The sequence below is a fragment of the Micromonospora sp. NPDC049203 genome, assembly GCF_043197215.1.
In the GTDB taxonomy this organism is placed as follows: Bacteria; Actinomycetota; Actinomycetes; order Mycobacteriales; family Micromonosporaceae; genus Micromonospora.
In genome coordinates this window covers 110,274-129,942 of sequence record NZ_JBICSV010000007.1, presented here as the reverse complement: position 1 = coordinate 129,942, position 19,669 = coordinate 110,274, and the positions used below count along the sequence as shown (strand labels likewise).

General features: G+C 72.7%; 17 protein-coding genes. 10 read left to right on the top strand and 7 right to left on the bottom strand.

Going from position 1 to position 19,669, the window contains the following annotated elements; genetic code table 11:
• Positions 1-234: 234 nt before the first annotated feature.
• The 6 genes from ACGFIA_RS20250 to ACGFIA_RS20225 form a co-directional block, all read right to left on the bottom strand.
• A complete protein-coding gene (locus ACGFIA_RS20250; RefSeq protein ID WP_393261589.1) occupies positions 235-1,407 on the bottom strand; it encodes a Gfo/Idh/MocA family protein in 1,173 nt (390 codons plus the stop codon).
• 53 nt (positions 1,408-1,460) lie between these two features.
• Positions 1,461-2,513 (bottom strand): substrate-binding domain-containing protein, encoded by a 1,053-nt coding sequence (locus ACGFIA_RS20245; RefSeq protein WP_357388614.1) that lies wholly within the window; start codon positions 2,511-2,513, stop codon positions 1,461-1,463.
• Between the two features lie 92 nt (positions 2,514-2,605).
• Positions 2,606-3,694 carry an ABC transporter permease gene (locus ACGFIA_RS20240; RefSeq protein ID WP_357388616.1) on the bottom strand — a complete coding sequence of 363 codons (1,089 nt, stop codon included), beginning with the start codon at positions 3,692-3,694 and terminating at the stop codon, positions 2,606-2,608.
• Between the two features lie 76 nt (positions 3,695-3,770).
• Entirely contained in the window at positions 3,771-5,324 is a 1,554-nt protein-coding gene (locus ACGFIA_RS20235; RefSeq protein ID WP_393261381.1) for a sugar ABC transporter ATP-binding protein, read from the bottom strand.
• 238 nt (positions 5,325-5,562) lie between these two features.
• Positions 5,563-6,741: an ROK family protein gene (locus tag ACGFIA_RS20230; protein WP_357470598.1), complete on the bottom strand. Its 1,179-nt coding sequence runs from the start codon at positions 6,739-6,741 to the stop codon at positions 5,563-5,565.
• Positions 6,742-6,948: 207 nt separating this feature from the next.
• The gene (locus ACGFIA_RS20225) at positions 6,949-8,052 is read right to left on the bottom strand and encodes a YihY/virulence factor BrkB family protein (protein WP_357388622.1); all 1,104 of its coding nucleotides are present in this window, start codon (positions 8,050-8,052) and stop codon (positions 6,949-6,951) included.
• Positions 8,053-9,000: 948 nt separating this feature from the next.
• Between ACGFIA_RS20225 and ACGFIA_RS20220 the strand changes: the two genes are divergently transcribed.
• The 5 genes from ACGFIA_RS20220 to ACGFIA_RS20200 all read left to right on the top strand — a co-directional run bounded on the left by ACGFIA_RS20220 (position 9,001) and on the right by ACGFIA_RS20200 (position 16,072).
• Positions 9,001-11,301, top strand: coding sequence for a TRAP transporter fused permease subunit (locus ACGFIA_RS20220; protein WP_357470601.1), 2,301 nt, complete (start codon positions 9,001-9,003; stop codon positions 11,299-11,301).
• The gene (locus ACGFIA_RS20215; RefSeq protein ID WP_357470605.1) at positions 11,277-12,296 is read left to right on the top strand and encodes a TAXI family TRAP transporter solute-binding subunit; all 1,020 of its coding nucleotides are present in this window, start codon (positions 11,277-11,279) and stop codon (positions 12,294-12,296) included. The genes ACGFIA_RS20220 and ACGFIA_RS20215 overlap by 25 nt, the downstream gene beginning before the upstream one ends.
• A gap of 64 nt (positions 12,297-12,360) precedes the next feature.
• The gene (locus ACGFIA_RS20210; RefSeq protein WP_357388628.1) at positions 12,361-14,715 is read left to right on the top strand and encodes a sensor histidine kinase; all 2,355 of its coding nucleotides are present in this window, start codon (positions 12,361-12,363) and stop codon (positions 14,713-14,715) included.
• A complete protein-coding gene (locus ACGFIA_RS20205; protein ID WP_357388630.1) occupies positions 14,712-15,104 on the top strand; it encodes a roadblock/LC7 domain-containing protein in 393 nt (130 codons plus the stop codon). The genes ACGFIA_RS20210 and ACGFIA_RS20205 overlap by 4 nt, the downstream gene beginning before the upstream one ends.
• Entirely contained in the window at positions 15,101-16,072 is a 972-nt protein-coding gene (locus ACGFIA_RS20200) for a TAXI family TRAP transporter solute-binding subunit (protein WP_357388632.1), read from the top strand. Before ACGFIA_RS20205 ends, ACGFIA_RS20200 begins: the two co-directional genes overlap by 4 nt.
• A gap of 15 nt (positions 16,073-16,087) precedes the next feature.
• On the opposite strand, the gene ACGFIA_RS20195 is transcribed toward ACGFIA_RS20200, so the two are convergent.
• Complete coding sequence (locus ACGFIA_RS20195; protein ID WP_357388634.1) at positions 16,088-16,627, bottom strand: GNAT family protein; 540 nt, start codon at positions 16,625-16,627, stop codon at positions 16,088-16,090.
• Positions 16,628-16,704: 77 nt separating this feature from the next.
• Between ACGFIA_RS20195 and ACGFIA_RS20190 the strand changes: the two genes are divergently transcribed.
• The 5 genes from ACGFIA_RS20190 to ACGFIA_RS20170 are packed head-to-tail and all read left to right on the top strand — an operon-like array spanning position 16,705 to position 19,669.
• On the top strand, positions 16,705-17,628 hold the full coding sequence (locus ACGFIA_RS20190) for an ABC transporter ATP-binding protein (RefSeq protein ID WP_357388636.1): 924 nt from the start codon (positions 16,705-16,707) through the stop codon (positions 17,626-17,628).
• A gap of 3 nt (positions 17,629-17,631) precedes the next feature.
• Positions 17,632-18,456: an ABC transporter permease gene (locus ACGFIA_RS20185; protein ID WP_393261375.1), complete on the top strand. Its 825-nt coding sequence runs from the start codon at positions 17,632-17,634 to the stop codon at positions 18,454-18,456.
• Positions 18,453-19,010, top strand: a complete 558-nt coding sequence (locus tag ACGFIA_RS20180; RefSeq protein ID WP_357388640.1) for a TetR/AcrR family transcriptional regulator — start codon at positions 18,453-18,455, stop codon at positions 19,008-19,010. Before ACGFIA_RS20185 ends, ACGFIA_RS20180 begins: the two co-directional genes overlap by 4 nt.
• 33 nt (positions 19,011-19,043) lie before the next feature.
• Entirely contained in the window at positions 19,044-19,298 is a 255-nt protein-coding gene (locus tag ACGFIA_RS20175) for a type II toxin-antitoxin system Phd/YefM family antitoxin (RefSeq protein WP_043329066.1), read from the top strand.
• Positions 19,295-19,669 carry a type II toxin-antitoxin system VapC family toxin gene (locus ACGFIA_RS20170; protein ID WP_357388642.1) on the top strand — a complete coding sequence of 125 codons (375 nt, stop codon included), beginning with the start codon at positions 19,295-19,297 and terminating at the stop codon, positions 19,667-19,669. The genes ACGFIA_RS20175 and ACGFIA_RS20170 overlap by 4 nt, the downstream gene beginning before the upstream one ends.

The window sequence follows — 19,669 nt, the reverse complement described above, 5'->3', positions numbered from 1 at the left end:
TGCTCCCGGGCGGGTTGCGCCTCCCGCCGGGTCACCGGCCACCTCGCGGTCGCCCGCCGGCGCGGCCGGGGAATCCCGGTCCGGCCCCACCGGCGGGCCGTGCTGGTCGTGCCGGCGGACTCCGGCGGCACGCTCGCCGGCGCCGGCCTCGTCCCACTGCGGGGCGCAACCGCGGCGGGCCCTCGCCGGCCGGTGCCGGTGAGTGTCGGCGGACCGCACGGGGCCCGCCTCGGGTCAGGCGGAGGCGTCGGCCAGAGCGGGCTCCACCTCCGTCCAGGCGGCCCGCTCGGCCGAGCGGGTGACCGCGTCGAGCACGAGCTGGACCTGCAACGCGTCGGCGAACGACGGGGCCGGGTCGGCGCCGGTGGCGACCGCCTCGACGAAGTCGCGCGCCTGGTGGGTGAAGGAGTGCTCGTAGCCGATGATGTGGCCGGGCGGCCACCACGCACCCAGGTACGGGTGCTCCGGCTCGGTCACCAGGATCCGGCTGAAGCCCTGTTCGGCGCTGGGTCGGGTGGCGTCCAGGAACTCCAGCTCGTTGAGGCGTTCCAGGTCGAACACGACGCTGCCGCACGAGCCGTTGATCTCGACCCGCAGCGCGTTCTTACGGCCGGTGGCGAAGCGGGTCGCCTCGTACGTGGCCAGCGCTCCCCCGTCCAGCCGGGCCACGAACACCGCCGCGTCGTCCACTGTCACCTGCCCCATCGCGCTGCCGTTGCCGTCGGCCCGCGCGGCCAGGCCGCTCGACCCGGCCACGAGGGGCCGCTGGCGGACGAACGTCTCGGTCAGCGCGCTGACCCCGGTGATGAGCTGACCGGCGACGTACTGGGTCAGGTCGATGATGTGCGCGCCGATGTCACCGAGCGCGCCGGAGCCCGCCCTGTCCTTCTGCAACCGCCACACCAGCGGGAACTGCGGATCGACGATCCAGTCCTGGAGATAGGTCGCCCGGACGTGCCGGATCTCGCCGATCCGCCCGTCCGCCACCAGTTGCCGCATCAGGGCGACAGCCGGCACCCGCCGGTAGTTGAAACCGCACATGGCACGTACCCCGGACTCGCGTGCCCGGGCCGCGGCCCCGGTCATCTCGCGGGCCTCGGCCACGCTGTTCGCCAGCGGCTTCTCGCACAGCACGTGCTTGCCCGCGGCGAGCGCGGCGAGCGCGATCTCGCGGTGGCTGTCCCCCGGCGTGCAGATGTCGACCACGTCGATCTCGTCGGACTCGACGAGCCGCCGCCAGTCGGTGGTGTAGCCGTCCCAGCCGAGCCGGTCGGCGGCCTCGGCCACCTTCGGTTCGTCCCGGCCGCAGACGAGCGCCATCCGCACCCGCGCCGGCAGGTCGAACACCCGGTTCACGGTGCGCCACGCCTGGGAGTGCGCGGCGCCCATGAACGCGTAGCCGACCATGCCGACGCGCAGGATGCTGTCGTGACTGGACAAGGTGGGTCTCCCCCCGTGTGTCAGAACCCGAGCTTCAGGTAGTCGCCCGCGTTCTCCTTGGTGATCGTCTCGGAGGCGAGCACGATCTCCTTCGGTACCTGGAGTTCGACCAGGTCGGACATGCCCTTGCCCTGGCCGATCAGGCGGGCCAGGGAGATGGCCGAGGAGGCCATCGACGGGCTGTAGGTGACTGTGGCCTTGAGGACCGTGTTGTCGGCGGCGATGTCCTCCATCGCCTTCTTCGAGCCGGCGCCGCCGACCATGATGAATTCCTTGCGGTTGGCCTGGTTGACCGCCGCGAGCACGCCGATGCCCTGGTCGTCGTCGTGGTTCCAGACCGCGTCGAGCTTCGGCAGAGCCTGGAACAGGCCGGTGGCCGCCTGCTGCCCGGAGTCGACTGTGAACTCGGCCGGCCGCCGGTTGGCGACCTTGAATCCGTACGAGGCGAGCGTGTCGGCGAACCCCTTCGACCGTTCCTGGGTCAGCTCCAGCGACTCGATGCCGGGGATCTCGCCGATCACCGGGTTGCTCACGCCCTTGGCCTTCAGCTGCTCGGCGATGTAGGTGGCGGCGGCCACCCCCATGCCGTAGTTGTCGCCCTTGATCTGGCACCGGTAGGCGCGCGCGTCCGGGAAGGCCCGGTCCAGGTTCACCACCGGGATGCCGGCCTTCATCGCCTCCAGCCCGAACGCGTTGAGTTCCTTGCCGTCGTGCGGCAGCAGCACGATCACGTCCGGCTTCTGCGAGATCAGCGTGGACAGCGCCGCGCGCTGGGCCGCCGCGTCCGCGCCGGCCTCGACCGACTTCAGCTCCACGTCCTGGTACGCCCCGGCCTGCGCCTTGGCGTTGTTGGTGATGGCGGCGATCCAGCCGTGGTCGGCGGCCGGGGCGGAGAAGCCGATGCTCACCTTCTTGCCCGGCTCGGTGCCGGCGCCGGAACCGGCCGCCTTGGTCTGCGCCTCGGTCGGGCTCTGCTCGTTGCTGGTGCAGCCGGCGAGCAGCACCCCGGCGGAGACGGCGGCCCCGCCGAAGAGCAGCCGGCGGCGGGACAGGTCATGGCGCGGTGTTCTCATGACGCCTCCTGGGATGAGGTGGTGGGGTGGTTTCGGGTGTGGCGGGCCGGACCACCGTCGGTACGACGGCAGCCGGGTGTGCGCGGGTGGGGTCAGGTGGTGGTGGCCCGGTTGCGGGCGAGGAACTGGGTGAGACTGCCGAACTGCACCTGCTGGACCAGGACGGCGGCGACGATGATGCCGCCCTTGACCATGTTCTGGGCCTCGGCGGAGAGGTTGTTGATGGCGAACAGGTTGGTGATGGTGGAGAAGATGATCACCCCGAGCAGGGAGCCGATGATCGTGCCCCGCCCGCCGCTGAGCAGCGTGCCGCCGATGATCGCGGCGGCGATCGCGTCCAGCTCGTAGAGGTTGGCCATCGCCGCCTGCGCGGAGGTGGCCTGCGCGGTCAGCATGACCGCGGCGATGCCGCAGCACAGGCCGGACAGCGCGTAGAGCAGCACTGTGTGCCGGCGGACGTTGATGCCGGCGAGCCGGGCCGCCTCCGGGTTGCCGCCGACCGCCACCGTACGGCGGCCGAACGTGGTGCGGTTCAACAGCACCCAGCCCGCCGCCACCACCGCCACCAGGATGTAGACCAGCAGCGGGATGCCGAGCACGTTCGTGCTGGCGATGCCGTTGATGAACGTGTTGCCCGACACCTGGGTCTGCTTGTCGGAGATCTCCGCCGCCAGCCCCCGGGCGGCGACGAGCATGGCCAGCGTGGCGATGAACGGCACCAGCCGCCCGTACGAGACGAGCAGCCCGTTCACCACGCCGACGGCGAGCCCGACGGTCAGCGCGGTGAAGATCATGCCGCCCGCACCGTAGCTCTGCGTGGCCACAGTGGTGCACCACACCCCTGCGAGCGCGACGATCGCGCCCACAGACAGGTCGATGCCGCCGCCGATGATCACGAAGGTCATACCGACGGTGACCACGCCGACCACCGAGGCGAGCTTGAGGATGGTGAGCGTGTTGCCCCACACCCAGTTCGGGTCGCCGTAGAGGTCGGGGCGGGTCAGGACGCCGATGACCACCAGCACGACGAGCGTGGCGAGCAGGCCGAGGTTGCGCTTGGCGCCCTCACCGCCGTCGCCGCGCCACCAGGAGAGCTTCGCCGGCGCGTCGGCCTTCGCGGTCTCCGCCCGCTCCACCGGCGGCGACTGCGCGGGCAGGGCGGATTCGGTCACGTCGCTCATGCCGGCGCCCCGCTTCGCGCGGCGCCGCCACGAGACTCTCCGGCGCTGTGTCGATGATTCGCTCGCTGTCGCTCGCTCATGCCGGCGCGCCTTCCATGAGGGACCCCGCCATGACGAGGTCGAGCACTGTGTTCTCGTCCAGTTCGCCGGCCGGGGCCTCACGTACCACCCGGCCCTCCCGCATCACCAGCACCCGGTCGGCCAGGCCCAGCACCTCGGGGACCTCGCTGGAGACCAGCAGCACCCCCACACCACGGGCGGCCAGATCGCGGATCACCTGGTACAGCTCGGCGCGGGCGCCCACGTCCACGCCCCGGGTCGGCTCGTCGAGCAGCAGCAGCCGGGTGCCGCCGAGCAGCCACCGCCCGACCACCACCTTCTGCTGGTTGCCGCCGGACAGCGTGCGCACCGGCCGGCGTACGTCCCGGGGCCGCAGCTCCAGCGACGCGGCGACGCGGTCCGCCTCGGCGCGCTCCCGGGCGGCGTCCGTGAAGCCGAGGCGGGCGTACCTGCCGAACGTGGCGAGCGTGACGTTGCGGTAGACCGGCTCGCCCAGCAGCAGCGCCTGGCTCTTGCGCTCCTCCGGCGCCATGCCCATCCCGGCCCGTACCGCCGCGCCCACACTGCCGGGACGCAGCACCCGGCCGTCGACCCGGACCGTCCCGGCGTGCGCCCGGCGCGCGCCGAAGATGGTCTCCAGCAACTCCGAGCGGCCCGAACCGACCAGCCCGGCGATGCCGACGATCTCTCCCGCCCGGACCCGGAGCGAGACGTCGGCGAACTCGCCGGGCCGGGTCAGCCCGTCCACCCGCAACAGCTCCGCGCCGCCCCCGTGGCCGGGCGGGCGCTTCGGGAAGACGTACTCGATGGTCCGCCCGGTCATCCGGGCGACCAGGTCGCGGGTCGGTGTCTCGCGGGCCGGCAGGCTCGCCGCCGTGGTCCGGCCGTCCTTGAGTACGGTGACCCGGTCGCCGATCTCGCGGATCTCCTCCAGCCGGTGCGAGATGTAGACGACCGCGATGCCCTGCGCGGTGAGTTCGCGGATGATCCGGAACAGGTTCGCCACCTCGTCGTGGGCCAGCACGGCGCTCGGCTCGTCCATGATGATCAGCCGGGCCTCGTGGGACAGCGCCCGGGCCATGCTGACGATCTGCTTGCCGGCGGCGGGCAGGTGCCGCACCAGCCGTCCCGGCGGGATCTCCGGGTGGCCGAGGCGGGCCAGGATCTGCCGGGTATGCCGGGCCGTGTGCCCCCGCCGGACGAACCCGAACCGGCGCGGCTCGTGACCGAGGAACGCGTTCTCCGCCACCGACAGGTCGTCGACCAGATCGAGTTCCTGGTAGATGGTGGCGATGCCGGCGCGCATGGCGGCCTGTGGATCGGCGAACGAGGCCGGCTCGCCCCGCCAGAGCACCTCGCCCGAGTCCGGCCGGTGCACCCCGGCCAGCACCTTGATCAGTGTGGACTTACCGGCACCGTTCTGCCCCAGCAGGCAGTGCACCTCGCCCGCCCGCACCTCCAGTCGCACGCCGTCGAGCGCGCGTACCCCCGGGAACTTCTTGACCACGTCGGTGAGGCGCAGCACCACCTCGCCCGCGACGGCGCCCGCGCCCGCCTTCCTCGCGCTCACGCTGCTTCGCCCTTCGTTCGCGACTGCGGGGCTCGCAACACCGGCTCACTCCTCGCGCTCACCGAGCCCGCCCCCGTTCGCGACTGCGGGGCTCGCAACACCGGCTCGCTCCTCGCGCTCACCGAGCCCGCCCCCGTTCGCGACTGCGGGGCTCGCAACACCGGCTCACTCCTCGCGCTCACCGAGCCCGCCCCCGTTCGCGACTGCGGGGCTCGCAACACCGGCTCACTCCTCGCGCTCACGCTGCTTCGCCGAACGCGAGGTCGCTGGCGAGCACGGCCGCGCCGGCGACGCCGGCGCGCGGGCCCAGCTCGGACAGGACGACGGGCAGGTTGCCGGTGGCCAGCGGCAGCGACCGGCGGTAGACCACACTGCGGATCTCGGCGAGCAGGATGTGGCCGAGCTGGGCGAGCCCGCCGCCGATGACGATCATCGACGGGTTGGTGAAGCTCACCAGCCCGGCCAGCACCCCGCCGACCCGCCGGCCGCCGTCGCGGATCAGCCGGATGCAGGTGACGTCCCCCTCGACCGCCCCCTGCGCCACGTCCAGCGCGGTCACCCCACCCCGGGCGGACAGCCGCTCGGCCAGCACCGGGGACGTCTCGGCGCGGGCCGCGACCGCCGCCTCCCGGGCCAGCGCGGCGCCGCTGAACACCGCCTCCAGGCAGCCGAGGTTGCCGCAGGAGCACATCGGACCGTTCGGGTCGACCTGGATGTGACCGATGTCCCCGGCGCAGCCGTCGGTGCCCCGGTAGACCTCGCCGTGCAGGTAGATGCCGCAGCCGATGCCGGTACCGATCTTGATGAACAGGAAGTCGTCGACGGAGTGGGCCACGCCGCCGTGCCGCTCCCCGATCGCCATGATGTTGACGTCGTTGTCGACCACCGCCGGGCAGCCGTGCTCGCGGGTGAGCAACTCGCGGACCGGGAACCGGTCCCAGCCCGGCATGATCGGCGGGGAGACCGGCACGCCGTCGCGGAAGCTCACCGGCCCGGGTACGCCGATGCCGACCGCGTCGAGCCGCTCGTACGCGCCCTCCACCCTGGCCTTGTGCAGCAGCTCGTTCACCCGCTGGAGCGTCACCTTCGGGCCGGAGCGGATGTCAGCGGCCTCGGTGTAGGCGGCCACCGCCTCCAGCCGGCCGTTCACCACCTCCACGTCGATCGAGCTGGCACCCAGGTCGACGGCGGCGAAGCGCAGGTGCGGGCTCAGCTCGACGAGCGTGGATCGTCGCCCGCCCCGCGAGGCGGCCAGTCCGGCCTCGGCCACGTACCGGAGGGAGACGAGCCGTTCCAGCTCGGCGACCAGTCGCGGGCGGGGCATCTGGAGCCGGTCGCCGAGTTCGGCGCGGGACACCGGGCCCTCGTCCCGGAGCAGCCGCAGCAGCCGTACGTGCAGGGGGTCGACCGTCCGCACCGGCAGTCACCTCCGCATCGGAGTCCGCCACATCGACGATGACGATGTGTGTCGTGCCCGACACAGTAGGAGCCTTCCGGGTCGCATGTCCATAGCTTCGGCACGCACGATGCAAACTTTTGTCCATACGAACAAAAGCATGGCGTGGATCATGAAAAGCAGCACCCCGCCCGTATTCCTTCCGGGCGGGGTGCTGCGGTTTTCGGGTCAACGGGAGTTCTTCCGGTCCTTCTTGCGCAGCTTGCGGTCGTCACGCAGCTCCACGTAGGGCTCCTCGTCGGCCGGGTGCCCGGCCGCGATGGCGCGGCTGCGCTCCAACTCGGCGTCGAACTCCGCGCCGAGCAGGATGGCGACGTTGCTCAACCACAGCCACACCAGGAAGATGATCACGCCGGCCACCGCGCCGTACGTCTTGTTGTACGAGCCGAAGTTGCTGACGTAGAGCGCGAACAGGCCGGAGACCACCAGCCAGAGCACCACCGCGAGCACGCCACCCGGACTCACCCAGCGGAAGCCACCGTGCCGGGCGTTCGGCGAAGCCCAGTAGAGGATCGCGAACATCAGGCTCACGATCAGCAGCAGCACCGGCCACTTGGCGATGTTCCACGCCGTCACGGCGGTCTCGCCGAGCCCGATCGCGTTTCCCGCCTGCTCGGCCAGGCCGCCGGTGAACACCACGATCACGGCGCTGACGAGCAGCATCACCCCGATCACCGCGGTCACGCCGAGGCGTACCGGCAACGTCTTCCAGATCGGCCGCCCCTCCGGCACGTCGTAGATGCTGTTCGAGGCGCGCATGAACGCGGCGATGTAGCCGGAGGCCGACCAGAACGCCGCCACCAGACCGACAATCGCCGCGATGCTCGCCAGCCCGCCGGACTGGCCGGCCTGGTCGATCGCGCTCTCGATGATGCGTCGGATGTTCGGCTCCGGCACCGCCTGCCCGACGGTGTCCCGTACCCCCTCGGTGGCCCGGTCGCCGAGCAGGCCGAGCAGCGAGATCAGCACCAGGACGCCCGGGAAGATGGAGAGCACGCCGTAGTAGGTGAGCGCGGCGGCCCAGTCGGTCAGGCTGTCGTCCTGGAACTCCCGTACGGTCCGCTTGAGCGTCGCCATCCAGCGCGTGCCAGACAGGTCGGCCGGGCTGTCCGGCCCGTCGTCGGGCCCCACCGGCCCCACCCGGTCCCGCCCGGCCGGCCGGTCGCCCCGGTCGCGGGGTGCGGGCCGGCCTCCGGCACCGGGCTGGTCGTGCGAAGCGGGGGCGTCGTCGTGCCCGTCTCGGGCGTCGTCGTGGACGTCGCGGGCGGCCATGGCACCTCCTGATCGGCATGTCGTCCCGGACGACATGCCCTGACGGCGGCGGCGATAACCACCGCGCCCGCAACCGGCCACTCGACCGCCACCCGTCGCCCCGCTCACCCCGTCGGTTGGCGCCCCACTCGGGCTTCCACCGCGTCATGCCAATGCCTTGCTCTGCAGCCACCCGCGCGACAAACACGCTCCGTGATCATGTGCGCCGACGGATGCAGAGCAGCAAGGGCGACGCGGCACCCTCACCGGCACCCCGCCACCCCCTTCCGCGACAGTGGCGACTTGTCGGCCGCCACAAATATCCACTCGCGCAATATCTCGACGGTCGTCACGGCGAGTGGAACGTCATGGGTGTCTCCGCCCGCCGTTGACACCCATGACGTTCCACTCCCCGGAGCCGGCGGCGCGGTTGGGCGAGCGGGCAGACCGGGGCGCGCATGACGACACCGCCGGCTCGACGAAGCGGCGGTGTCGTCGCGGGACCGATGTCACCACCTCGGCGAAGTCGCTACGGGCGTGGTCGCGCGCGGTCCCGCCAGCGGCTCACCCGCCGCTCGACGCCCCGGCGGCGTGGCCGACGCCAGGGCGGACAGCCCGGCTCGGGCCGGTACGGCGGGTGCCGCTCCCACGAGAGGACACCGGACCTATCGACCACGTTCCGTGACGGCAGCAGTTCCAGGGGAACGCGTTTGCATCGTTGCAGAAACCGCCCGCCCACAGTCGTGAGTGAGCTGCGAGAGACCGCCCTCAGCCATTGCGAAACGGTTTCAAGAAATGAGTCCCATGAGTGAGCGAAGCCCCATTCCGTCACTCATTGCAATCACGATCGGCAATGTTCCCACCATGCGCGCTATTCGCGTATCGTGCCCCCTCGTGCCGTCCGTTCGCCCCCCCGACGCGACTCCCCCCAAACCCCGGCCGCCGTCCGACGGACGACCGGGGTCCGACGTGGACGCCGAGGTGGTGCCGCTGCCTCCGGACGACGGGAGCGTGGCCGGCCCCGAGTGGGCCGACGACGGGCCGGGCGAGACGCACCACCACAGCCGGGCCGAACACCACGCCGCGGCCGAGCAGCACAGCACGGACGAGCGGCACCGGACGGACGAGCAGCACCGGACGGACGAGCAGCACAGCCCCGGCGGAAGCGACACCCACACCCCCGGCCAGAGCCTGGAACAGACGAAGGACGCCCGGGAACTGGCGGCCCGGTTCGAGGAGGAGAAGCCGGGACGGGTGCTCGCCGGGCCGGTCGGGCTCCTCTTCACCGGCGTCACCGTCGCGGTCGGGCTGCTGACGCTCTGGCAGGTGTTCTTCCCGCTGGCCCAGGGCAGCAAGTACTACCTCATCTTCTTCCTGGCCGGCATCCTGCCGATGGTTTTCCTCGCGTACCCCTCGGGGGTGCGGCTGCGCCGCACGGCGACCGAGGTGGACGACCGGCACGGACCGACGCCTGTGGACTGGCTGCTGGCCGCCGCGGCGCTCGTGGTCTGCCTCTACCCGGTACTGCCGGTCACCGTCGGCGCCGGTGGCGGCGGCTACGACGCCTTCCTCGACCGGCAGGGCCTGCTGGATCCGCTGGACGTGGCGTTCGGCACCGGGCTGCTGCTCCTGCTGCTGGAGGCGTGCCGGCGCACCACCGGCTGGATCCTGCCGGCGGTCTGCGTGCTGTTCCTCGGGTACGGCTACTACGGCGGGCTGCTGCCGCAGGGCTGGCCGGTGGCGCACGCGGGGCTCGACTTCGGGCAGCTCGTCGACGCGTTCTACAACTCCGACAGCGGCTTCTACGGCACCCCGCTGGACGTGGCCGCCTCGTACATCGTGCTGTTCACCATCTACGGCGCGGTGCTCGACCTGTCCGGCGCGGGCCGGTTCTTCGTGGAGCTGTCCGCGGCCGCGTTCCGCCGCTCCCGGACGGCCGCCGGGCGCACCGCCGTCGCCTCGGGCTTCCTGCTCGGCACGGTCTCCGGTTCCGGCGCCGCCACCACCGTCAGCATCGGCGCGGTGACCTGGCCGATCCTGCGCCGCGCCGGCTACCCGGCCGAACGCGCGGGCGGCATGCTCGCCGCCGCCGGAGTCGGGGCGATCCTGTCGCCGCCCACGCTCGGCGCCGCGGCGTTCATCATCGCCGAGTACCTGGGTGTGTCCTACCTCCAGGTGCTCGGCTGGGCCACCGTGCCGACGATCCTCTACTACCTGGGGATCCTGCTCTCCGTCGAGATCGACGCCCGGCGCTCCGGCGTCCGGCCGGTGGTCATCGACACCGGCTCGGCCTGGCGGCTGCTGGCCCGCTTCGGCTATCACTTCCTCTCGCTTCTCGTGATCATCCTGGTGCTGGCGCTCGGCGCCTCGGCGACGCGGGCGGTGGTCATCGCCACAGTGATCGCGGCGGTGCTGTCCTTCCTGGACCGGCGGCACCGGCTCACGCCCGCCCGGCTGGTGGCGGCGCTGCGCGACGGCGTACGCGGGGTGCTCGCGGTGAGCGCCGTCTGTGCCGCGGCCGGCATCATCACCGCCACCACCACGAAGACCGGCCTCGGGCCGCAGGCCGCCGCGCTGCTGATCGACGGCGCGCAGTCGGTCAGTTCCGAGCCGGCCGTGGTGCTGGCGCTGACCGCCGTGCTCGCCGCCGTCGCGTTGAGCCTGCTCGGCCTCGCCGTGCCGGTCACCGCGTCCTTCGTCATCGGCTGGGTGATCATCGGTCCGGCGCTGCTGAACCTGGGCGTCGCCGCGCCCGCCGCGGCCATGTTCGTCTTCTACTTCGCGGTGCTGTCCGAGGTCTCGCCGCCGACCGCGCTCGCAGCGGTCGCCGCCGCCGCCGTCACCGGCGGCCGGCTGGTGCCGACCATGTGGCAGACCCTGCGGTACGCGCTGCCGGCGTACCTGATCCCGCTGGCCTTCGTGGTCACGCCGACCGGTCTCGGGCTGCTCGGCATCGGCGGCGCCGGGCGGATCGTGACCGCCGGCCTGGTGTCGGCGCTGGGCGTGGCCGTGCTGGCGGTCGCGGCCGGTGGCTGGCTCCCCGGTGTGGGCCCGGCCGGCGCGCCGGAGCGGATCGTCGGCGCGTTCGCCGGACTGGTGCTGCTCTGGCTGGAACCGCTGCCCATGGCGATCGGCGCGGCGCTCACCGCGCTCGCGGTCGCGGGCGTGTACGTCCGACGTGGCGCCGCCGGGCACGCCGGCCACCCGTCGGTCGAAAAATCCGTGGACCATGGGGAGGAGAGAGAGTGGGACGGATCGACGCGAGGATAGTGGCGGGTGTCGGAGCGCTCGTCCTGGTCGCCGCCGGTGCCGCCGGCTGCGGGGGCCGTCAGGACGGCGCGGCGAAGGACGACGCCGCCCGCGAGGTCAGCTGCAAGGTCACCAAGGACACCCGGGTCGGCATCGCCACCGGCAACGCCACCGGCGTGTACTACGTGGTCGGCAACGCGCTCGCCGGTGAGCTGAGCAAGGCCACCGACGGCAAGCTCACCGGGACGGCCGCCGAGACCGGCGCCTCGGTGCAGAACGTCGAACAGCTCGTCGCCGGCCAGTACGACGTGGCGTTCTCCCTGTTCGACACCGCTGTCAACGCGGTGCAGGGCAAGGGGAGCTTCAGCTCGCCACAGCCGGTCAAGGCGCTGGCCCGGATCTACGACAACTACACCCAGGTGGTGGTCCGCGCCGACGCGGGGATCACGTCGGTGGCCGACATGAAGGGCAAGAAGATCTCCACCGGCTCGCCCAAGTCCGGCACCGAGGTCATCGCCAACCGGCTGCTCACCGCCGCCGGGCTGGACCCGGCAAAGGACGTCCAGGCGCAGCGGCTGGACCTCACCAAGACCGTCGACGGCATGAAGGACGGCAGCGTCGACGGCTTCTTCTGGTCCGGCGGCGTCCCGACCGGCGGGGTCACCGACCTGTTCACCACGTCCGGTGACAAGGTGAAGTTCCTCGACATCAGCCCGCTGCTGCCGAAGATGGCCGAGCTGAACCCGGCGTACCAGGCCGGCACCATCGGCAAGGACGTCTACCGGACCCCGGCCGACGTGCCCACCATCGTGGTGCCGAACGTGCTGCTGGTGCGGGACAACCTGGACGCCGACGTGGCCTGCGCGATCACCCGGACGGTCTTCGACTCCAAGGACGCCCTGGCCCAGGCGAACCCGGCGGCGAAGGGCATCGAGCTGGGCAACGCACGCAAGACCGACCCGGTGCCGCTGCACCGTGGCGCGGAGCGGGCGCTGAGCGACCTCGGCGCGAGCTGACCCGAACGGGCCGGGCCCGGACGTGCGTCCGGGCCCGGCCCACCGACCCGACCCGGAGACCCCCGTGCCGCTGCCCCACCCGGCTCGCGTACGCCGGCATCACCGCTCCGCGGACCGCACCGGACGCCTCCGCTCGGTCCGCGTCCAACTGCTGGCCCCGATCCTGGTGGCCACCGCCGGCCTGATCGTGCTGGGGACGGCGCAGACCGGCGCCGCGCTCGACGCGTCCGCCGACGCCGACCGGGCACGCGTCCTGGCCGGCACGGCCACCGCGACCGTGCGGCTGGTGCACGAGCTGGAACGCGAACTGGCCGAGACGGCCGCGTTGCGTCAGCGCGGTGGCACGTCCGGCCGCCCGCTCGTGGACGCGCAGCGCCGCCGGGTGGACACGGCCGTGGAGCGCTACCGCTCGGCCCAGGGGGACGCGCGCCGGGCCGCCCCCGATCTGGCCGGGGTGCTGGACGACGCGCGCGGGCGTCTGGAACAGCTCGCGCCCACCCGGGATCTGGCCCTGGCCGGTGAGCGTGGCGATCCCGCATACGTGTCGCTGGTGGAGTCGCTGCTCGCGGTCGCGGACGCGCTGCCGAGCCAGCTCCGCGACGCCGGCCTGGCCAACCAGGCGCGCGAGGTGGCCTCGGTGGCCGCCCAGGAGCATCTGTCCGCGCTGGAGCGCGACCTGCTGCGGGCGGTGTTCGTCCGGGGTGGACTGCAAAGTGGCGAACTGGCCCGGCTGGGCCGGCTGCGGGGCGCCCGGGAGCAGCGGCAGGCCGAGTTCCTGCGGATCGCCTCCGCCCCGGCGAACAGGGCCTGGTACCGCCTGGTCGACGGCACCGACGTGACCACTGCCCGCCGGATAGGTGACGCCGTGCTCGACTCCGACGGCGCGCCGGGCACGGTGAAGACCGACGGTGACGCCTGGTACGTGGCGCAGAGCGGTGCGATCCGCCGGTACAACCTGCTCGGCCGTGACCTGACCGACGGGCTGGACCGGGACGCGGCAGACCTGGCCGGCGCGGCCCGGGTGCGTGCGGTGCTGACAGCTGGCGCGACGAGCACAGTCGCGCTCGGCTCGCTGGTCACCGCCGTGCTGCTGGCGGTACGCACCAGCCGGCGGCTGCGCCGGCTGCGGGTAGCCGCCCTGACCATGGCGAACCGGGAGCTGCCGGAACGGATCACCGCGATCGCGGCGGGCGAGCGGACACCCGCCGAGGGTCCGGCGACCCGGATGACCGACGGGATCCGGCGTGGCCAGGACGAGGTGGCGCAGGTCGCCGAGGCGTTCGACACGGTGAACCGGGCGGCGTTGCGGCTGGCCGGGCAGCAGGCCGAGTTGCGGCTGGACGTGACCCGGATGGCGGAGGCGCTGGCCCGCCGCATCCGTACGCTCATCACCCGGCAGCTGCGGCTGCTCGACGACTTCGAGCGCGAGGAGACCGACCCGGACGCGCTGGCCCGGCTGTTCGCGCTCGACCACCTCGCCGCCCGGCTGCGGCGCAACGGGGAGAACCTGCTGGTGCTCGCCGGTGGCGAGCCCGGCCGGGGCCACGAGGGCGCGTTGCTGCTCGACGACGTGGTGCGGGCGGCGGCCTCCGAGATCGAGGACTATCCGCGGGTGGAGATCGACGTGCCGACCGCGGCGGTGCACGGCGCGGCGGCCGGCAACCTGGTGCACCTGCTGGCCGAGCTGCTGGAGAACGCCACCGTCTACTCGCCACCTGACGCCCGGGTGCTCGTCGACGGGCGGCGCACAGTCGACGGGCTGGTGCTGCGCGTACACGACCAGGGCATCGGCGTCAGCGAGAGCCGGCTTGCCGAGATCAACGAGCGGCTGGCCGCGCCGGCCACGCTCTCCAGCGCCGCGGCGGGCAGCATGGGCCTGCACGTGGTGGCCCACCTGGCCGCGCGGCACGGCATCCGGGTGCAGTTGCACAACCCCGGCACCGGCACGGTGGCGCAGGTCGACGTACCGGAGTCGGTGCTGACCCGGGTGGAGTCGGTGGCGTCCCGGCCGGTTGTGGAGCGGCGACCGCGCGCCGCAGCCTGGTTCAAGGCGGGGCCCGCCGCACGGTCGGCGGCCGGCTCCCGTGACCTGGTCACCGCGGCTCCGGCAGCCGTCGGCCCGGTGCGCGGGGTCGCCGCCGTCCGCACGCCCGGTGGCGCCTTGCTGGCACCGAGCGCGGCGCGGATCCGGCCGGTGAGCACGCCGCCGACGCCCGTGCCGACCACCGCCGCCGGGCTGCCCCGGCGGCCGGTGGGCGGGCACCTGCCCGAGCAGATGCCGGGCGCCGTCGCGCCGCCGCCGGCGACCGATCTGCTCGACCCCGAAGTGGTACGCGCCCGGCTGTCCGCCCTCGCCGAGGGGGTGGCCAGCGCCACGCGCCGTGCCCCGAACACCACACCCAACGGGAGAAGACCATGACCTCACCGTCCTCCACGGGACTGGACTGGCTGCTGGCGAACTTCGCCGAGCAGGTGCCGGACGTCTCACACGCGCTCGCCGTCTCCGAGGACGGACTGCGGCTGGCGTCCTCGCCGGACCTCTCCCTCGACCAGGTAGACCAGCTCTCGGCGGTGATCAGCGGACTGGCGAGCCTGACCGTGGGCGCGGCCCGGCTGATGTCCGCCGGCCGGGTACGCCAGCAGATCGTGGACATGGACGGCGGCGTGATGCTGGTGATGGCGGTGGGCGAACGGGCGCTGCTGGGTGTGCTGGCCGCGCCCGGCTGCGACCTGGGCCAGATCGGTTACGAGACGGCGACGCTGGTGCAGCGGGTCGCGGAGGCGCTGGAACCGGCGGTCCGCCGGTGACCGGCCGGCCGCTGCGGCTGGTGGCCGCGCTGATGACGGCGGTGCTGGTGACCGCCGGCTGCGCGGCCGAGGACTCCGCCCCCGAGGCGTGGCACGGCGGCCGGATCTTCCTGGCCACCGGCAACACCACGGGCGTCTACTACCAGCTCGGCGGCGGGTACGCCGACCTGATCACCCGCCACCTGCCCGGGTACGAGGCGCGGGCGGAGCCGACCGGCGCGTCGGTGGAGAACATCACCCGGGTGGCGAGCGGGGACATGGAGATCGCGTTCAGCCTGGCCGACACGGCGGCGGACGCGGTCGACGGGCGCGGCGCGTTCGACAAGCAGCCGCAGCCGGTACGGGCGCTGGCCCGGGTCTACAGCAACTACACCCACGTGATCGTCCGCGCCGACGGCAAGATCCGCAGCTTCGCCGACCTGCGCGGCAAGCGCATCTCCACCGGTTCGCCGAAGTCCGGTACCGACATCATCGCCGGGCGCCTGCTCACCGCCGGTGGCATCGACCCGACCCGGGACATCCAGCGGTTCAACCTGTCGCTGCCGGAGACGGTCAAGCGGATGCGGGCCAAGGGCCTGGACGCCATGTTCTTCTCCGGCGGCCTGCCCACACCGGGTGTCAAGGACCTGCTCACCTCCGCTCCGGGCACGTTCCGGCTGCTGCCGCTCAACGAGCTGATCGAGCCGTTGAGCGCGCGCTTCGGCGCGGTCTACACCACCGCGACGCTGCCGAGGGAGGTCTACGGCACACCCGAGCCGACACCGACGATCACTGTGGCGAACGTGATCCTGGTGGCGGCGGACATGCCGGAGCAACTCGCGTACGACCTGACCCGGGTGCTGTTCACCTGGCAGGGCGAGCTGATCCAGGTGCACCCGGAGGCGGCGAACTTCAACCGGGCGAGCGCCGCGGCGACCCGGCCGATCCCGCTGCACCCGGGCGCGCAGCGGTTCTACCGCACCGGCTGAGCGCGAGACCGCCTGCTACGGCGTCCAGTCGCGCCGTAGCAGGCCGTAGATCACCAGGTCGGTGAAGCCGTCGCCGTCGTACTCGCGGTCGCGCTGGGTGCCCTCGTGGACGAAGCCGCACTTCTCGGCGGTACGCCGCATGGCCGTGTTGCCGGCCAGCGTCTCGATCTCCAGGCGGCGCAGGTTGCGGTTGCGGAAGCCGTACCGGCAGAGCAGCCGGATCACCTCGGTGCCGTAGCCCTGGCCACGCGCGTCCGGCAGCAGCGTGATGCCGAGGTGCGCGTACCCGTTGAAGGTGTTGATGCCCCACAGCACGCCGGTGCCGAGGAATGTGCCGTCGGCGACGGCCTCGGCCAGCAGCGACACCGGAGCGCCGGCGTCCGGCTGCTCGGCGGCGCGCTTCTCCAGCCGGGCCCGGACCTGCCCGACGTGGTGCGGCAGGAACGGCTCGTCGTCGGTGACCAGGTGCAGCTCCGGATCGCCGTGCAGGCGGAAGATGTCCGGCGCGTCGTCCGGGGTGGGCGGGCGCAGGCGGACCCGGTCGGTGGCGAACATGCCGCGACGCTAACGGCGGGCTGGCCTGCCGACAACCGGATTTGGCCACCCTACCGACCGGTCGGTAGGGTGGCGGCATGACCCCGCTCGTGCTCGCCACCGCCCTCACCAAGACCTACGGCAGCCGCGACGCCCTGCGCGCGCTCGACCTGACCGTCGCGCCCGGCGCCCGGTTCGTCGTGCTCGGCCACAACGGCGCGGGCAAGTCCACGCTGCTGGAGATCATCGCGACGCTGCGCACCCCGACGTCCGGCTCGGTACGCGTCGGCGGGTTCGACACCGTCACCCAGGCGCGGGACGCCCGGCGCCTCATCGGCCTCGCGCCGCAGTCGAACGCGCTTGACCCGCTCGCCTCCCCGGCCGAGGTGCTCGACTTCCACGGCGTGGCGCTCGGGCTGGGACGCCGGCAGCGGGCCCACCGCACGCGGGAACTCGTCGACCTGTTCGGCCTGGGCGAGCACCGCTCGACCCGGGTCGCCAAGCTCTCCGGCGGCACCCGCCGCAAGCTGGACCTGGCCGTGGCACTCGTCGCCGAGCCCGCCGTGGTGATCCTGGACGAGCCGACCACCGGCCTGGACCCGCTCGCGCGCATCGACTTCTGGAACGAGCTGACCCGCCTCAACCAGGCCGGAACGTCGCTGCTCATCTCGACCCAGGACCTGCACGAGGCGGACGTGCTGGCCACGGAGATCGCGGTGCTCCGGGACGGCCGGGTGGTCGCCCAGGGCTCACCGGCGTCGCTGAAGCAGCGCGTCGGCGCCCGTACGCTCACGCTCGACCTGTCCGGCGCCGCCGCCGCGAACGCGCTCGTCGCCGCCTCCGAGGCCGGGTTCCGTGCCGACCCCGATCACCCGGACCGGGTACGCCTCGCCGTGCCCGACGATCCGCGGGCCCTGGCGAGCGCCCTGACCGAGGCCGGCCACGTCGCCGCCGACATCACCGGTCTCCACCTCGCCGAGCCCTCCCTCGACGACGTCTTCGTCGCCCTCTCCGCCCGCTGACGCGTGCTCCCACCGCGACCCGAAAGGCCCGAACCCGTGCTCCCGCAGGCAGTCGCCTCATCCCGCCGGTCTCCGGCACCGGTCGTCCTCGCGGCGATCGGACGCTCGACCCGCGCCGTGCTCCGTACGCCCGCGCTGCTGGTCGCCCCGGTCGCCCAGTCCCTGTTCTTCCTGCTCGTCTACGCCGGACAGCTCGACGCCGTCGGCAGCACCTACCTGGGCGGGACGAGCTTCACCGCGTTCCTGCTGCCGCTGATCCTCCTCACCGGCGTCGCCACCGGCGCGGGTGCGGCCGGCACGCTGGTGCTGGGCGACCTCACCAGCGGATACCTGGACCGTCTCCGGCTCGCCCACGGCACCACCACACCGTTCCTCGTCGGCCCGGCCGTCGCCGCGCTGGTCGCCGTCGTACTCCAGATGGCGGTGACCGTCGCCGGGGCAACGGCGCTCGGCTACCGGCCGGCGAGCTGGTCCGGCGTCGCCGCGATGCTGCTGCTGATGCTGGCCCTGGGCCTCGGCGTCGCGCTGCTGAGCATGGCGCTCGCGATCCGGTCCGCCTCGGCGTCGGCCACCAACCTGGTCACGCTCGCCGTGTTCGGCCTGTCGTTCTTCACCGGCGTGTTCGCGCCGGTCGACGAACTGGCCGGCTGGATGCGGGCGATCGCCGTCGTCAACCCGCTCACCTATATCGTCGACACCGCCCGCCAGCTCGGCGGCGACGCGGCGCTCACCGCGGCTCCGATCGGCGTCACGGCGATCGCCGTCCTCGCCGTCGCCGGAACCGCCGCCTGCGCCCTCGCCCTCCGCCACGCGAGAGAGAACCGATGAGCCCCACCGACACCCGCACCCAGATCATGGACGCGTTCGCCGAGCAGCTCGCCGCGACCGGCTACCAGGGCATCTCCCTGGTCGGCGTGGGCCGCAGCGTCGGCATCCAGAAGCCGTCCATCTACCACCACTTCCCCGGCGGGAAGGAAGATCTCTACATCGCGGTGGCGGAACGGTACATCCGCGACGTCGGCGGCCTGATCTCGGCGGCGTTGTCCGGCCCCGGCGACGTGCCGCGGCGGCTGCACGCGCTCGCCACCGTCGCCGCCGGGCAGCACGGCGACGCGATCACGTTCGAGCAGCGCATCTACGACACGCTGCCGCTCGTCTCCGCCGCGACCAGCGAGCACGTCTCGGGCCTCTACGTCGCCCTGATGCTGGCGCCGGTGACCCGGTTCTTCGCCGACGCCCGGGCCGAGGGCGCCGTCACCGGCGAACCGGAGTTCCTGATGAACGCGTTCCTGCACCTGGCCCGCGCGGCCGACCTCACCGACGAGACCGGACCCGCCCGGGTCGTCGCGCTCTTCCTCGACGGCGCCCGCCCACGTGCCTAAACTAAGAACTTAGCTAACCGAGGAGGGCGCGCCATGTCGGCTGAGGCTGTGCACTACAACATGCATGACGCCAAGACCCACCTGTCGCGCATCATCGAGCGGGTGGAACGCGGCGAAGAGATCATCATCGACCGGGCGGGCACCCCGGTGGCGAAGGTCGTACCGCTGGTGCGCCGGACCGACCGCACCGCGATCGGCTCCCTCGCGGGGCAGGTGGACCTCTCGGGTGACTGGGATTCGCCACAGACCAACGCCGAGATCGCCGCCGACTTCGGGATCGGCGCATGACCCTGCTGCTGGACACCCACGTCGCGCTCTGGGCCATCACCGGCGACGCCACCCTCGCCGTCGAGTTCCTCGACCGGCTACGCCACGACCCCGATGTCTTCCTCTCCCCGGTCAGCCTCTGGGAGATCACCATCAAGCAGCAGGCGGGAAAGCTCTCCGGTCCTCCCGACCTCGCGGAACGGGTGCGGGACATGGGTTTCCGTGAACTCCCGGTGACCCACGACCACGCCATCACCGCAGGCCGCCTGCCGCCGCATCACCGGGATCCCTTCGACCGGATGCTGGTGGCGCAGGCGATCACGGAGAACCTGACCCTGGCCACCCGCGACGCCTCCATCCCGCTCTACGAGGTCGACGTCCTCAAGGTGTAG